Source organism: Bradyrhizobium sp. HKCCYLRH1030 (assembly GCF_051168395.1).
Taxonomy (GTDB): Bacteria; Pseudomonadota; Alphaproteobacteria; order Rhizobiales; family Xanthobacteraceae; genus Bradyrhizobium.
On sequence record NZ_JBNPUY010000008.1, the window covers coordinates 292,599 to 307,624 of the forward strand.

Consider the following 15,026-nt stretch of genomic DNA (forward strand, 5'->3'; position numbering starts at 1 on the left):
GCATGCCGGACGACGCCGGTTCCGCCAGCGCGTCGACCGGACCGTCCGTGAAGGCCGGGACATCCCGTCTGTCCGCCCCGCATCGTGATGACCGCAAGGAGGACCAGCCATGGCCCACGTTGTGAAGCCGACGGGAATCGAGCACATGCTCGGCGAAGAAGACCTGATCGTCTCGAAGACCGACCGCAAGGGACGCATCACCTACGCCAACGACGTCTTCGTTCGCATGGCCAGGTATAGCTATGACGAGCTCCTGGGAGCGCCTCACAGCCTGATCCGCCATCCCGAGATGCCGCGCTGCGTCTTCAAGCTGCTGTGGGACACGCTGGAGGCCAAGCGCGAGATCTTCGCCTATGTCGTCAACCTGGCCAAGGACGGCAGCCATTATTGGGTGCTCGCCCATGTGACGCCGACGCTGGACGACCAGGGCAATATCATCGGCTACCATTCCAACCGCCGCAGACCCGAGCGTGCGCCGATCGAGCGGCTCAAGTCCATCTACAAGGCGCTGTGCGACGAAGAGGCGCGCCACGCCAATGCCAAGGACGGCCTGCGCGCAAGCTTTGACATGATGGTCGCGGTGATCAAACAACAAGGCGTTGAATATGATGAGTTCGTGCTCTCTCTCTAAGGCGCAGATCGCGATCGCGGCGGCGGCGCTGCTGACACTCGGCGGGCTGGCCTGGCTCGTCGTCGCCGGCGCGACCCCGCCCGCGGCAGGCGGAGCGCTGCTCATCGCGGTCGCGCTGCTGCTCGGCCTTGCCCTGTGGCAGCTGCGGTTGGCGGCCGCCGTGGTCGCGGAAGCGGCCATGGTGTGTCACAGCGCGGCCAAAGGCAACCTCGAGCCGCGGGTGCTGAGCCGGCGCCAGCACGGCGACATCGGTTTGTTGCAGAAATCGATCAACGACATGCTCGACATCACCGACGCCTTCGTGCGCGAAGCGTCGGCGTCGATGGACTATGCCAGCCGCGGCAAGCATTTCCGCAAGATCATGGCGCGAGGCCTGCCTGGCGCATTCCGCCGGTCCGCGGCGATCATCAACCAGGGCACCGACAGCCTCGGCCGCCGGGTGGTCGACATTTCGGGTCTGGCCCGGCAGTTCGGCACCCAACTCGATCAGATCGTCGTCAGCCTCGTCGGTGCGGCGGAGGATCTCGAGTCCGATGCCGGCCACGTCGCGACGGCCGCGACGGAAACCAGCCGCCAGACCGAGGATGTGATCGCCGCCTCGGGGCGCGCGTCGTCCAATGTTCAGACGGCGGCGGGCGCGGCCGATCAGCTCGCGTCCTCGATCGCCGAAATTGGCCGGCAGGTTTCACGCTCCACCGAAAGCGCCGGGCGTGCGGTCAGCGAGGCCAATCGTGCCGGCGGGGAGATCCGCGAACTGGCCGATGCCGCGGTCCGGATCGGCGACGTGGTCAAGCTGATCAGCGAGATCGCGGAACAGACCAATCTCCTGGCGCTCAACGCGTCGATCGAAGCGGCGCGGGCCGGCGACGCCGGGCGCGGTTTTTCCGTCGTTGCGGCCGAGGTCAAGAGTCTTGCCGATCAGACCGCCAAGGCGACCGAAGAGATCAGCGCCAAGGTCAACGAGATGCAGCACTCGACCTCCACGTCGGTCGCGTCGGTCGAGGCGATCGCGCGAACGATCGCCGAGATCGACGAGATCGCTTCCGCCATCTCGGCCGCGGTCGACCAGCAGGCGGCGGCGACGCGAGACATCGCACACAACGTTCAGGAAGCCTCGTCCGGCACGGCACGGGTCGCGTCCAATGTCGGCGCGATCAGCAGCGCTGCCGCCGACACCGGCCGGATCGCGGCGCGGGTCAACAATGCCTCCGAGCGGGTCCATGGTGAGGTCGAGACGCTGCGTCGCGAGGTCGACCAGTTCATGAAGCGGCTGATGGCAACGGGATAGCTGCGGCGGTGTGCGGGCAGGTGTCTGCCGCGCGACCGTCGAGCGCCCGGCCGGCCTGGGCCCGATCAGCTCGCGGCGCGTGCCGGCTTCACCGGCCCGACATCCACCTGGATCTCATCGCCCTCGACCTGCAGCGGGTAGGCGTGCAACGCATTGCGGACGAGATGGGTGACGCACTTGCCGTGGGTGGCGTCGAAGCCCCATTGATGATGCGGGCAGGTGATCGTCCGGCCGTCGAAGGTCGCTTCCGCCAGCGGCACGTCGGCATGCGGGCAGCGGCCGCGATAGGCCTTCAGCTCGCCGCCACGGGGCCAGAGCAGCAGCACGCTCTTCTTGCCGACCTGGTACAGGCCCATGCCGCCTTCGGTCATGGCGCTTGTCGGACAGACTGCGGTGAAAGCCATCGGATCGCCTGCTGATTGATGCGGTCAGGCAGGCCCACGCAAGTTCCGGACCAGCGGAAAGCGGGACAAACAGGGGAGTCTTGTCGCAAACGCGACAAGGCGCAGCGCAGGTTGAATTCCCCCGTCGAGAACGTTGTTTGCCACATCTGCCATCGACGTGCGAGTCTACGGCGATCGGTCGTTGAAGGCACGCCGACGAGACAGAATGTGGTTCCAAGCACAACGCCGCCCCAGAGAGGGCGGCGCTTCTCGATGCTTTCAATCAGATGCGGGTCGACGATCGAACTCTATTCCTTCCGCTCCGAGGTCCAACCCTTGTACTCGCCGACATTGTCGCGCGTGATCAGCTTGGAGGGCAGCAGCTCGACCGTCGAGGCCGGTTTCTGGCCATTGAGCAGGCCGACGCCGATCTGCACGGCGCGGCGGGCCATGAAGAACGGATCCTGCGAGGCCGAGGCTTGGATCTGCTGCGAGGCCGGATCCTTCAGCGCCGCCTCGATGTCGGGGGCGCCGTCGACCGCAGTGATGATGATGCCGGTGCGCTGCTGCTGACGCGCAGCGAGATCGGTGCCGATCGCCTGCGGATCGTTGATGGCGAAGATGGCGTCGATCTTCGGGAAGCGGGTGAGATAGCCCTGCGTCACCGTGAGGCCGCCCTCACGCGAGCCCTTGCCGTCCTGGTCGCTGGAGAGAACCTTGATGCCGGGGGCCTTGGCGAACACGCTCTTGCAGCCGTTGACGCGGTCGATCACCGCCGACACCTGCGGCCCGTTCTCGATGATCACGTCACCCTTGCCGCCGAGTTTGTCGACGATGTACTGGCACGAGATCTCGCCGGCCTGCACGTTGTTGGTCGTCACGGTGGCATCGGCGCCCTCGGCCGCGGTGTCGACCGCAACGACGAGGATGCCGGCCGCCTGCGCCTTCTTGATCGCCGGGCCGATCGCCTTGGGATCTCCCGGGTTGAGCAGGATCATGTCGACGCCGGCGGCGATGAAATTGTCGATCTGGGTGACCTGCTTGCCGAGATCATATTCGAAGCCGACCGCGGTGATCTTGACGTTGGGATTGGTCTTCTTGGCCTCGAACTCGGCGCCCTTCGACAACGCGACGAAGAACGGGTTGCCGAGTGAACCCAGCGACACGCCGATCGATTTCAGCTCCTTGGCCGATGACGGCGCGGAGCTCATCACGAGCGCCAGCGCGGCACCGGCTGATAACATCGACTTGACCATGTGTTTCCTCCCTGGTCCTTCCTGTTCGTCTACGCACGGCGGACCAGTGGCCGTGGAAGAATGCGTTGTGGCGGGCCCCGGTGGCGCCCGCCATGTTGTCTCAGGTGCGGGCCGAGCCCTGCAGCCGGTAGCGGTCGAGCGCGACGGCGCCGATGATCACGAGGCCCTTGATGACGTATTGCCAGATGTCGGACACGCCGACCAAGATGAGCCCGTTCGACAACACCGCGATGATGAGCGCGCCGACCAGCGTGCCCCAGATCGAGCCGATGCCGCCGACGAACGACGTGCCGCCGAGAATGACGGCGGTGATCGCGTCGAGCTCGTAGGACTGGCCGAGCTGCAGACCGTTCGCCGCATAGAGCCGCGCCGCCTGCATGCCGCCGCCGAGGCCGGCGAGCAGGCCGGACATGCCGTAGACGAAGATCAGCACCGCCCAGACCTTGATGCCGGCGAGCCGCGCGGCGCTCTCATTGCCGCCGACGGCATAGATGTGCACGCCGAGCACGGTCCGGCGCAGGATCAGCCAGGAGCCCAGGATCACCAGCAGCGCGATCACCGACAGCCAGGGGATCGAGACGACGCCGGGAATGATCGTCAGCGAGGCGTTGCCGATGAAGGCGTAGGGAATCGATGGGTTGAACACGGTGGTGTCGCCACCCATCAGGCGGGCGAGACCGCGCACCGCCGTGAGCGACCCGAGTGTCACGATGAACGGCGGCAGCCGCAATAGCGCGATCAGCGCGCCATTGACGACGCCGAAGGCAAGGCCCGTCAGCACCGCGGCCGGCAGCCACAGTGCGCCGAGATCGGGCATCTTCGACAGTGTCAGGCCGGCCATGGCAGCCGCGGCGAGGATCGAGCCGACCGACAAATCGATGCCGCCGGTCAGGATGACGAAGGTCATGCCGGCGGCGAGCACGGTATTCACGGCGGCCTGCTGCAGCACGATGCCGAGATTCTGTCCGGAGAAGAAGCGTCCGTCGGACAGCATGTGGAAGCCGACGCAGAGGATCAGCAGCACCGGCAGCATGCCGGCGGCGCGGATCATCAGCCGTAGCCGCTGCTGCTTGTTGTCCGATGCGGACGGCAGGCCGGATGAAGGCGCGGTCTTGGCTTGCGACGAACTGTTGTCAGGCATCGACGTGCTCCGTCCCGGTGGCCAGCGCCATGATGTCTTCCTGGGTGATGGGGGATGTCGCGCTCTGCTGCAGCTCGCCGGCCAGATGCCCTTCGCGCATCACCAGCACGCGGTCGCAGATGCCGAGAATTTCCGGCAGGTCGGACGAGATCACCAGGATCGCGGTGCCGGACTTGGCGAGATTGTCGATGATCGAATAGATCTCGGACTTGGCGCCGACATCGACGCCGCGGGTCGGCTCGTCCAGGATCAGGACCTTCGGCGCGGTCGCAAGCAGGCGGGACAGCAGCACCTTCTGCTGATTGCCGCCCGACAGGCCGCCGACGGTGACGCCCGGATTGGGAGCGCGGATGCCGAGCGCGCTGAACGCCTCGTCGGCGCGTGCGCGCGCCTTGTCGCGGTCGAGAATGCCGCCGGGCTTCGCGTCCCGTCCGATCACGGCGAGGTTGATGTTGTCGGCGCAGGACATGTCGAGGAACAGCCCGAGCGCCTTCCTGTCCTCGGTCAGATAGGCGATGCCGGCATCGAGCGCATCGCGCGGCGTGTCGATGCTGACTTTCTCGCCGTCGAGCTCGATGTGTCCGGTCGTCTTCGGCGCGGCTCCGATGATGAGATGCGCGAGCTCGGTGCGTCCGGCGCCGATCAGCCCGGCGAGGCCGACCACCTCGCCGGCATGAACGGTCAGCGAGCAATTCTTGACGCGATGGCCGTCGCCGAGGTCGACGGCGCTGAGCACCGCGCGATCACGCTTGGCGTGCGGGTCGTGGTCCTTCTTGTAGAACGACGACACGTCGCGGCCGACCATCATGCGGACGATGCTGTCGGCGCGGATCTCCGGCTTGTCGAGCGAGCCGACCAGCCGGCCGTCGCGCAGCACGGTGACGCGGTCGCCGAGCGCATAGACCTCGTCCATGCGATGCGAGATGTAGATGATGGCGAGCCCTTCGGCGCGGAGCTGGCGGATCAGCGCGAACAGCTTCTCGCTCTCGCCGGCCGACAGCGAGGTGGTCGGCTCGTCCATGATCAGGATCTTGGATCGTGCATGCAGCGCGCGGGCAATCTCCACCAGCTGGCGCTGGCCCATCGACAACTCGGCCACCAAGGTGGAGGCCGTGAAATCGGCGCCGAGCCGGTCCAGGATCGGTCCGACGCCCTCGCGCATCGCGCTGCGCGCGAGCAGGCCGCTCTGCGACAGCTCGCGGCCGAGATAGATGTTTTCGGCGACCGTCAGGTTCGGCGCCAGCGACAACTCCTGGTAGATGATCGAAATGCCGGCGTTGCGGCCGCCCATCGGCCCTTCGATGCGCACCGGCCGGCCCTCGATGCGGATCTCACCGCCGGGATCCGGGCGATAGGCGCCGGAGAGAATCTTCATCAGCGTGGATTTGCCGGCACCGTTCTCGCCCATCAGCGCATGGACTTCGCCGGCGTAGACGGTGAGGTCGACCTTGTGCAGGGCCTTGATGGTGAAGAATGACTTCGACACCCCGCGCATCTCGAGGATCGGACCGCTCATCGTGCCTCCCAATGCACGTCGTCTCGTCGTCCGCGGCTCGTTGATCGCTGGCGCGGGAAGCCATTAAACTAGAGGCTGTTGCCGAATACAATATGAAAGAGACGCCGCCGCAACACGTCGCCGCGACGAATGCCTTTCGGAGATCCGGTTAGCTCGGCCGACGATAGAGCTGTCGCCAGCGCGGCCGCCGCTCGGCATAGGCTGCCGACAGCGCGACGTCCGGAGCGAAGGTCCGCACGCGCGCCGGCGGCGTGCAGACCGCGCCGATGTCCTCACCGGTGACGGCAAGACGTGCCAGCCGCGCCGCGCCGAAGGCGGCGCCGGTCTCGCCCTCGGCCAGCCGATGAACGGGAATGCCGAGCACATTCGCCAGGATCGCCAGCCAAAGGTCCGAGCGCGATCCGCCGCCGATCGCATCCGCTTCGGCAATGACGAGCCCGGTTTCCGTCAGCGCGTCGCGGCAGTCGGCCAGTGCGAAGGCAACGCCCTCGAGCACCGCCTGGACGATGGCGTTGCGGTCGGTGGCGTGGCTCAGGCCGTCGAGCAGGCCGCGGACATGGGGATCGTCATGCGGCGTGCGCTCGCCCGCGAGATAGGGCAGGAAGCTGACCGGCGACGGCGCGGCGGGGCCCGCGCCCAGCGGGGCGAGCAGCTCGGTCTCGCTCGCGCCGAGCAGCCGCGCGACCCAGGCGAGGCATGAGGCCGCCGACAGCATCGCGCCAGCCTGTATCCACATCGCCGGGATGGCATGACAGAAGGTGTGAACGACGCGCTCGGGATTGGCCGTGACGGCGTCGACCGGCGAGATCACGGCGCCGGACGTGCCGAGCGTGATGAACGTGGCGCCCGGCCGGATCGCGCCGATGCCGACGGCGCCGGCCGGGTTGTCGCCTGCGCCTCCCGCGATGGTTGGGCGCTTCGTCATGCCCCAGCGTTCCGCGAGGTTACTGCGCAGCCGGCCTGCCGGCGCGCAGCCTTCGACGAGGCGCGGCATCTGCGCACGGGTGAGGCCGGTGGCGGCGAGGCCCTCGTCGCACCAGTCGCGCCTGGTGACATCGAGCCAGAGCGAGCCGGACGCATCGGACATGTCCTCGATCGCATCGCCCGTCAGCACCAGCCGGACATAGGCCTTCGGCAGCAGAACCAGCCGCGTGGCCGCGAAGATCTCGGGCTCGTGCGCCGCGATCCACATCAGCTTCGGCGCGGCGAAGCCGGGCATCGCCTTGTTGCCGGTGATCGTGCGCAAGGCGGGCCAGCGCTGCTCCAGCGCAGCGCATTCGCGCTCCGACCGGCCGTCGTTCCAGAGAATGCAGGGCCGCAACGGATTCATCGCGGCATCGAGCAGCACCGGGCCATGCATCTGGCCCGACAGGCCGATGGCGTCCACCGCCGCCAACGCGCCGGGATGATCGGCCTTCAGCGCATCGAGCGTGGCGAACACCGCGCCGATCCATGCGGCGGGGTCCTGCTCGGCCCGGCCCGGTCGCGGCACGTCCATCGTCAAGGCGTGGCTGCGGCTCGCAACGACGCGCTGCGTGTCATCGACGATGATCGTCTTGACCGCGGATGTTCCAAGATCGATGCCGAGATACATGACGTCTCACGCCTGCGTGCGCAACGACGGATACGGAGTGGAGCGATACCAGACTCCTGATAGCCTTGTCATCCGAACGCGAGTCATCGCAGCGCGCTGAGGCGAGATCATTTTCACGGAGTCGAGACATGGAGCCATCTGACCAACCAGCCGAACGGGCGTCGCGTCTCGTCGGACACTACGCGCTGGTGACGGGCGCAACGCAAGGCATCGGCCGCGCGATCGCGGTGCGGTTTGCCGAGGAGGGTGCGCATGTCGCGATCAATTTCGGCGGCCCGTCGCCGTCCGGCGACGAAACCCTGGCGCTGGTGCAGGCCGCCTCTGCCGCGCATGGTCACGGCTCGCGTGATCACGTTGCCGTGAAGGCCGACATCGGCGTCGAGGCCGAGATCGCCGAGATGTTCGAGACGGTGCTGAAGCGCTGGCCCCGGCTCGACTGCCTGGTCAACAATGCCGGCTTTCAGCGGGAATCGCCCAGCGAGGCGCTCGACGTCGACACGTATCGCAAGATCCTCGAGGTCAACCTCAACGGTGCCGTGCTCTGCGCGCGTCACGCGCTGGCGCATTTCGTCACGCGCGGCGGCGGCAACATCATCAACACCTCAAGCGTGCACCAGATCATTCCGAAGCCCGGCTATCTCGCTTATTCGATCAGTAAGAGCGCGATGGCGGGCCTCACGCGGACCCTGGCGCTCGAATTCGCCGGGCGCGGCATCCGCGTCAATTCGGTCGGGCCGGGCGCCGTCGACACGCCGATCAACGCGGCCTGGACCGGGGACCCGGCCAAGCGCGCGGCGGTCGAGTCCCACATTCCGATGGGGCGGGTGGCGAGCCCGGAAGAGATCGCCGGCGTGTTCGCCTTTCTCGCCTCGTCCGAAGCGAGCTACATCACCGGACAGACGATCTATGCATGCGGCGGCATCACGCTGTTCGGCGAATTCCGAGACAATTGGGCGAGCTGATCCCAGCCCTGCATCGCTCATGCGCGCGTGCGCGTACCATCATTCGCATTGTATCCACTTGCATTGTCATCGTCGCGGTGAGGATCTCTTAAGCATCCGCGGCGCATGGCAGCCCTTCGCGGGTGCAGCGAGATTTCGTTAAGGCGTGGGTACGAGAGTGCGCGCGCTTGGCGAACTGGAATTGCGATGCATCGATTGGACCCGGACATTCGTCGCGATCTCGCGCATCTGCTGTACAGCTCGATGCCGCTGGTCGGGACGATCTCGGCCGCCGCCGTCGTGATCGGCAGCGTGATGGCCTGGGTTGCGCGCGATCCGGGCTACGCCGCGATCACGGTGGTGCTGCTGGTGATCGGCGCCCTTCGTGTTCTCAAGCTACGGATGTTCGCCGCGCGCTTCGATCGGCTCGATCACGATGCGATCATTCGCTGGGAACGCCTCTACGGCCTCGGCGCCGCCGCCTTCGGTCTGGCCGTCGGTGCGTTGTCGGCACGCGCGTTTCAGATCGGCGACGGGCCGGGCATCTGGATGTGCTTCGGCCTGTCGATGGCCTTCTGCGTCGGCATCGTGTCGCGTGTCAGCCCATGGATCGTCATGACCTCCTCGGCGGTGCTGCTGATTCCGACCGTGGTGGCCTGCCTGATGCAGCCCGAGCCGGTGTACCGGATGGGCGCCGGCATGGTGGTGCTGTTCTGGATCACGCTGCGCGGCACGTCGTATCGACTCACGGCCGCCTTCACCGAGCGGATCACGGCGCAGCAGGCCTTGGCGCGGCAGGCGCTGCGCGATTTCCTCACCGGCCTGCCGAACCGCGCCGCGTTCATCGCCGCGCTCGGCCGGTGCGATCGCCCCGTCGCCATCATCGCGGTCGATCTCGATGGCTTCAAGCTCGTCAACGACCGGTTCGGCCATCAGGCCGGTGACGAGCTGCTGTGCCAGGTCGGCGCACGTCTGCAGGATTGCCTCGGCGAAACGGGCCTGGCGGCGCGGTTCGGCGGCGACGAATTCATGCTGCTGCTGCCCGCGGTGGGACGTGACGCCGCTCTCGTGTTCGCGCAAGCGGCGGTGACGGCGCTGTCGCAACCCTTCACGCTGGCTGGAACGCGCGTTCAGATCGGCGCCAGCGCCGGCATCCTGGTCACCGAGGATCGGCAGGCGGACACCGAGGCGCTGCTCGACCAGGCCGATCGCGCGCTCTATGCGGCCAAGCGTGCCGGCGGCCAGCGTTGGTGCTGGGCCGACGAGCACATGGCCGTTGCCGTCGCATGCACGGCGAGCAGCGAGGCGCCGACGCTGGCGCTCGCGGACTAGCAGCACGATGGCAGCCTGACCGTTCCACGCGGACGCTGGCAAGCTCGGACCGCGGCCGCTAATGTGGCCGGCAGAAGCCGACGAACGGCGCACGATGTCAGGAGGAGCGGCCGATGCGGAGCATCAGGATCGGCGCCGGAGCGGGCTATTCCGGTGACCGGATCGAGCCTGCGGTGGAGCTTGCGGCGAAGGGCGGCCTGGACTATCTCGTGTTCGAGTGCCTGGCGGAGCGCACGATCGCGCTGGCGCAGCAGGCGCGCATGAAGGATCCGGCCGCCGGCTATGATCCGCTGCTGGCGGCGCGCATGCAGGCCGTGCTGCCGATCTGCCGCGCCAACAAGGTCCGTATCATCACCAACATGGGGGCGGCCAATCCGGTCGCCGCGGCCGAAGCCACCCGCACCATCGCGCGCCGGCTTGGACTGAAGGGGCTGAAGATCGCGGCCGTGACCGGCGACGATGTTCTGGAGCCGTTGAAGACAGCGGATGTCATGCTCGACACCGGCGACACGATCCGGGCACTCGGCAATCGGGTCGTCTCGGCCAACGCTTATGTCGGGGCGGGCGCGATCGCGGAGGCGCTCGCGGCCGGCGCGGATGTCGTGATCACCGGGCGCGCCGCCGACCCGGCGCTGTTTCTCGGACCTTTGATCCACGAGTTCGGCTGGGCCCTGGATGATTGGGACCGGCTCGGGCAGGGCACCGTCGTCGGTCATCTGCTCGAATGCGCTGGACAGATCACCGGCGGCTATTTCGCCGATCCCGGAGCGAAGGATGTTCCCGATCTCGCCCGGCTCGGCTTTCCGATCGGCGAGGTGCGCGAGGATGGCGAACTGATCGTGACCAAGGTCGCGGGCTCCGGCGGCTGCGTCACGCCGGCGACCGTGAAGGAGCAACTGCTCTATGAGATCCACGATCCCGTGCAATATTTCCAACCCGACGTCGTGGCGGATTTCTCGCAGGTGACCGTCGAGGAGCTTGGTCCGGACCGGGTCAGGGTGGTCGGCGGTCGCGGCCGGCCGAAGACGGGACTGCTGAAGACCTCGGTCGGCTATCTCGATTCCTATATCGGCGAGGGTCAGATCTCCTATGCCGGCCCTGGCGCGGTCACGCGCGGCCGCCTTGCGCTCGATGTCGTCAGGGAGCGCCTCGCGCTCACCGGCGTGGCGGTGAACGAGCTGCGCTGCGACCTGATCGGGTTGAATGCGCTGCATGGCGACGATCGCGCACAGGGCGCCGAGCCCTACGAGGTGCGCGTTCGTGTCGCCGGGCGGACCGAGACGATGGCGGAGGCGATCCGCATCGGCAACGAGGTCGAGACGCTCTACACCAATGGCCCGGCAGGTGGCGGCGGCGCCTGGAAATCGGCGCGCGAGGTGATCGCCGTCGCCTCCTGTCTCGTTGCCGAGGATGCGCCGCAGCTCTGCGTCGGCATGCTGACGGCCTGAGTTTTCAAGGGCTTCACGGATCGCTCTCGGCGGCGCAAGCTGGCCGTCATGGTTGCGGTGCCTGAGAACAGCGAGAATTCAGTCCATGTATGACGTCATTGTGGTCGGCGGCGGCTCCGCGGGAGCGGTCGTCGCTGCGCGCCTGTCCGAAGACCCCCGGACGCGGGTCCTGCTGCTCGAAGCCGGCGCGGACTGGCGCGCGGACGACGCGCCGTGGGAGATCGTGACGCCCAACCCGATTCCGATCATCCATGATCGCGCCTTCCAGGAGAAATGGCAGTGGCCGGAGTTGATGTCCCGCCGCGTCGCCGGGCAGGACATGCGTTTCTACTGGCGCGGAAAGGGGCTGGGCGGCAGCTCGATGATGAACGGCCAGATCGCGATCCGCGGCGTGGCCGATGCGTTCGATGAATGGGCGGCCAATGGTTGCAAGGGATGGTCGGCCAAGGACATCATGCCGCTGTTCGCGGTGATCGAGGACGATCTCGCATTCGGTGATCGCGAGGGGCACGGTCGCGGCGGCCCGCTTCCAGTCACTCGCGCACCGCCTGACACATGGGGCCCGATCGATCGTGGCTTGCGCGAAGCCGCGCTGGCGAGCGGCTATCGCTGGTGCGACGATCTCAACGGGCCCGATGGCGAGGGCGTCGCCTGCTATCCGATCAACAGCCGCAACGGCCGCCGTATCTCCACCAATGAGGGCTATCTCGAGCCGGCCCGCGGCCGTCCGAACCTCGAGATCCGCGGACGGGCGCTGGTCGATCGGCTGCTGATCAGCGACGGCAGGGCGACCGGCGTGCGCGTCCACGTCGAAGGTGAAGGCGTGAAAAACGTCGCGGCGCGCGAGGTCGTGCTGTGTGCCGGCGCGATCCACAGCCCCGCGATCCTGCTGCGCTCGGGTATCGGCCCTGCGACCGATCTGCTGGCGATGGGAATTGCGGTCGTGCGTGATCTTCCGGTCGGCCGGCACTTCTTCGATCATCCGCTGTTCCGCACCACCATCCAGCTCCGCGAGGCGCTGCGTCCGACCGACCGCGACACGCGCCATACCAATTGCTGCGTCACCTACTCGTCGGGCCTCGCCGGCGGCGGCAAGCGCGACATGATCCTGATCGCGTTCAACCATCGCGGCATCGGCGTGCCCGGCGCGATCGGCGCCGGACTGTTCAACGCCTTCTCGCGCGGTACGCTCAAGCTCGCCTCGACCGATCCGAGCGTGGATCCGATCGTCGAGGAGAACATGCTGGCCGATCCGCGCGACGTGGCGCGAATGCGGGACGCGGTGAAGCGGCTGGCCGTGATCACGGTGCAGCCGGCGCTGCGCGACATCGCCGACTGGATTCGCCTCGGCGATACGGAGTTCACGCTGCCGCAGGCGGCTGCGCTGCCCGAGGCCGAGCTCGATGCGCTGCTGCGGCAGGTCACCGGCGACATCCAGCATGCGGCGGGGAGCTGCCGCATGAGCGGATTCGACGATGGCGACGGCGTGGTCGATCCGGACGGCCGCGTGAAGGGCATTGCCGGCCTGCGCGTCGCCGATGCCTCGATCATGCCGTCCGATTGCCGCGCCAACACGCATTTCACCACCGTCGTGATCGGCGAGGCGATCGCGCGGATGATGCGAGAGCGCCTGTAGAGCTCACGCGATGGCGAAGCGAAGCCCGGCGCGGGCGCGCCCGCCGGAGATCGCGATCGGGGTGCCGTCGGCGCGCCAGCACGCGGCTCCTGTCAGCGTGCCGTCGTCGCCGAACGCGATCGCGTTCATGCCGCCGGCCACGACCGGCTCGCGCTTGATCTCGTGCCCGCGTGCGGCGAGCTCCCGCGCCACATGGTCGGGAAACGCCGGCTCGAGCTCGAGCACGCCGCCCTGCGTCCAGAGCCGCGGCGCCTCGACGGCCTCCTGCAGCGACATGCCGTGGTCGATCAGGTTGACCAGCGCCTGGAAGGCCGAGGGAAAGATGCGCAGGCCGCCGGGAAGGCCGAGCGCATAGCGCAAGCGGCCGTCGCGAAGCGCCATCATCGGCGCCATCGAGGTGAAGACGCGCTTGCCCGGCTGGATCGACAGCGCGCGGCCCGGATGCGGATCGAAATTGTACATGTAGTTGTTGGCGGTCATGCCGGTGCCCGGGATCTGTACGCAGGCGCCGAACAGGCCGTTGATGGTCTGGGTCGCCGCGACGACGTTGCCCTCGGCATCGGCGACCGTGACATGGGTGGTGTTGGCGGACTCCGTCGGCGCAAGGCCCGGGCCGAAGCTCCGGGCCCGGCTCATGTCGATCTGCGCCCGCCGCTGCGCGGCATAGGCCTTCGACGTCAGCCGCTCGACCGGCACGTCGACGAAAGCGGGATCGGCGGTGGCGACCGCCCGGTCGGCAAAGGCGATCTTCAAGGCTTCGGCAAGCACGTGCACGCCATCGGCCGAACCGAAGCCGAGCCCGCCGACGTCGAAGCCCTCGAGGATGTTCAGCATCTGCACGATGTGCACGCCGCTGGAGGAGGGCGGCGGCGGGCCGATGATCTCATGGCCGCGATAGTGGCCGCGGATCGGCGCGCGTTCGATCACCTTGTAGGCGGCGAGGTCGCTCGCATCGATCAGCCCGCCATTGTCGGCCATGTAGTCGGCCAGCGCGATCCCGAGCGGCCCGCCATAGAGAGCGTCCGGTCCTTGCTCCGCGATCAGCCGCAGCGATGCCGCATAGTCGGTCTGGATCACGCGCGTGCCTGGACTGACGGGCTCGCCGCCCGGCACGAACAGCGTCGACAGATGCGGATCGCGCGCGAGGTCGTCCGCGACCAGCCGCACGCAATCGTTGAGATAGGGACTGGCGATGAAGCCGTGCTCAGCGAGCCGGATCGCCGGCGCCATCACTTCGGCCAGCGGCAGCCGGCCGAAGCGCGACAGGGCCTCGCACCATCCCTTCAGCGCGCCGGGCACGGCGACCGCGAGCGCGCCTGCGACGTTGCGGCGGCCGCGGGTCTCGCGCGCCAGCGTGATCTCGTCGGAGACCGGATCATACATTCCTGGCGTGGCGCGCCGCGGCGCGGTGCTCAATCCGTCGAGCACGATGTGCCGTCCATCCGCAAGGCGGATGTGCGACAGCCCGCCGCCGAGAATGCCGACCATCATCGGCTCGACCACCGTCAGCGCGAACAGTGCGGCGACCGCGGCATCGATCGCGTTGCCGTCACGCATCAGCATCTCGGCACCGGCGCTGGAGGCGAGCGGATGATTGGTCACCACCATGCCGCGCGAGCCCGTCGCCGGCTGCTTCTCGCAGGTGAAGTCGGCGATGCGCCGTGTGTGCGAAGCCATTCGGGTCTCCTCTGTCGAACGGCGGATGCCGAGAGGTCGTTCTTCGCAATCCTGACCGATCCCTTGCGCAAGGGGAAGAGCGGCGCCCCAGTTCGACGAACTGATAAGTGCGCCACGCATGGCTCGGAGAGCATCGATCTCTCCCGCCGCGTTCTCATCGCCGCGCATCTGTGTTAGGCCTGC

Annotated in this window: 12 protein-coding genes; 6 read left to right on the forward strand and 6 right to left on the reverse strand. The window is 67.7% G+C overall.

Annotated elements, in window-relative coordinates; translation table 11 throughout:
* Positions 1–109: 109 nt before the first annotated feature.
* Together ACQR1E_RS24040 and ACQR1E_RS24045 are read left to right on the forward strand one after the other, a co-directional pair.
* Positions 110–631 carry a PAS domain-containing protein gene (locus ACQR1E_RS24040; RefSeq protein WP_315752630.1) on the forward strand — a complete coding sequence of 174 codons (522 nt, stop codon included), beginning with the start codon at positions 110–112 and terminating at the stop codon, positions 629–631.
* The gene (locus tag ACQR1E_RS24045) at positions 609–1,919 is read left to right on the forward strand and encodes a methyl-accepting chemotaxis protein (protein WP_434897643.1); all 1,311 of its coding nucleotides are present in this window, start codon (positions 609–611) and stop codon (positions 1,917–1,919) included. Before ACQR1E_RS24040 ends, ACQR1E_RS24045 begins: the two co-directional genes overlap by 23 nt.
* Before the next feature lie 65 nt (positions 1,920–1,984).
* On the opposite strand, the gene ACQR1E_RS24050 is transcribed toward ACQR1E_RS24045, so the two are convergent.
* The 5 genes from ACQR1E_RS24050 to xylB all read right to left on the reverse strand — a co-directional run bounded on the left by ACQR1E_RS24050 (position 1,985) and on the right by xylB (position 7,809).
* The gene (locus ACQR1E_RS24050; RefSeq protein ID WP_315713941.1) at positions 1,985–2,323 is read right to left on the reverse strand and encodes a Rieske 2Fe-2S domain-containing protein; all 339 of its coding nucleotides are present in this window, start codon (positions 2,321–2,323) and stop codon (positions 1,985–1,987) included.
* 287 nt (positions 2,324–2,610) lie between these two features.
* Positions 2,611–3,558: an ABC transporter substrate-binding protein gene (locus ACQR1E_RS24055; RefSeq protein WP_315713942.1), complete on the reverse strand. Its 948-nt coding sequence runs from the start codon at positions 3,556–3,558 to the stop codon at positions 2,611–2,613.
* A 100-nt stretch (positions 3,559–3,658) separates the two neighbouring features.
* Entirely contained in the window at positions 3,659–4,699 is a 1,041-nt protein-coding gene (locus ACQR1E_RS24060; RefSeq protein ID WP_315713943.1) for an ABC transporter permease subunit, read from the reverse strand.
* On the reverse strand, positions 4,692–6,215 hold the full coding sequence (locus ACQR1E_RS24065) for a sugar ABC transporter ATP-binding protein (protein WP_316165753.1): 1,524 nt from the start codon (positions 6,213–6,215) through the stop codon (positions 4,692–4,694). The genes ACQR1E_RS24060 and ACQR1E_RS24065 overlap by 8 nt, the downstream gene beginning before the upstream one ends.
* 148 nt (positions 6,216–6,363) lie before the next feature.
* The gene (xylB, locus tag ACQR1E_RS24070; RefSeq protein WP_434897644.1) at positions 6,364–7,809 is read right to left on the reverse strand and encodes a xylulokinase; all 1,446 of its coding nucleotides are present in this window, start codon (positions 7,807–7,809) and stop codon (positions 6,364–6,366) included.
* 128 nt (positions 7,810–7,937) lie between these two features.
* Between xylB and ACQR1E_RS24075 the strand changes: the two genes are divergently transcribed.
* The 4 genes from ACQR1E_RS24075 (at position 7,938) to ACQR1E_RS24090 (ending at position 13,166) form a co-directional block, all read left to right on the forward strand.
* On the forward strand, positions 7,938–8,771 hold the full coding sequence (locus ACQR1E_RS24075) for a glucose 1-dehydrogenase (RefSeq protein ID WP_315713946.1): 834 nt from the start codon (positions 7,938–7,940) through the stop codon (positions 8,769–8,771).
* Positions 8,772–8,957: 186 nt separating this feature from the next.
* Complete coding sequence (locus ACQR1E_RS24080) at positions 8,958–10,082, forward strand: diguanylate cyclase domain-containing protein (RefSeq protein ID WP_434897645.1); 1,125 nt, start codon at positions 8,958–8,960, stop codon at positions 10,080–10,082.
* Between the two features lie 113 nt (positions 10,083–10,195).
* Positions 10,196–11,530 (forward strand): acyclic terpene utilization AtuA family protein, encoded by a 1,335-nt coding sequence (locus ACQR1E_RS24085; RefSeq protein WP_434897646.1) that lies wholly within the window; start codon positions 10,196–10,198, stop codon positions 11,528–11,530.
* An 85-nt stretch (positions 11,531–11,615) separates the two neighbouring features.
* Complete coding sequence (locus tag ACQR1E_RS24090; protein ID WP_315752633.1) at positions 11,616–13,166, forward strand: GMC family oxidoreductase; 1,551 nt, start codon at positions 11,616–11,618, stop codon at positions 13,164–13,166.
* Positions 13,167–13,169: 3 nt separating this feature from the next.
* Here ACQR1E_RS24090 and ggt read toward each other — a convergent pair whose 3' ends face one another.
* Complete coding sequence (gene ggt, locus ACQR1E_RS24095) at positions 13,170–14,843, reverse strand: gamma-glutamyltransferase (RefSeq protein WP_316203705.1); 1,674 nt, start codon at positions 14,841–14,843, stop codon at positions 13,170–13,172.
* Positions 14,844–15,026: the final 183 nt, after the last annotated feature.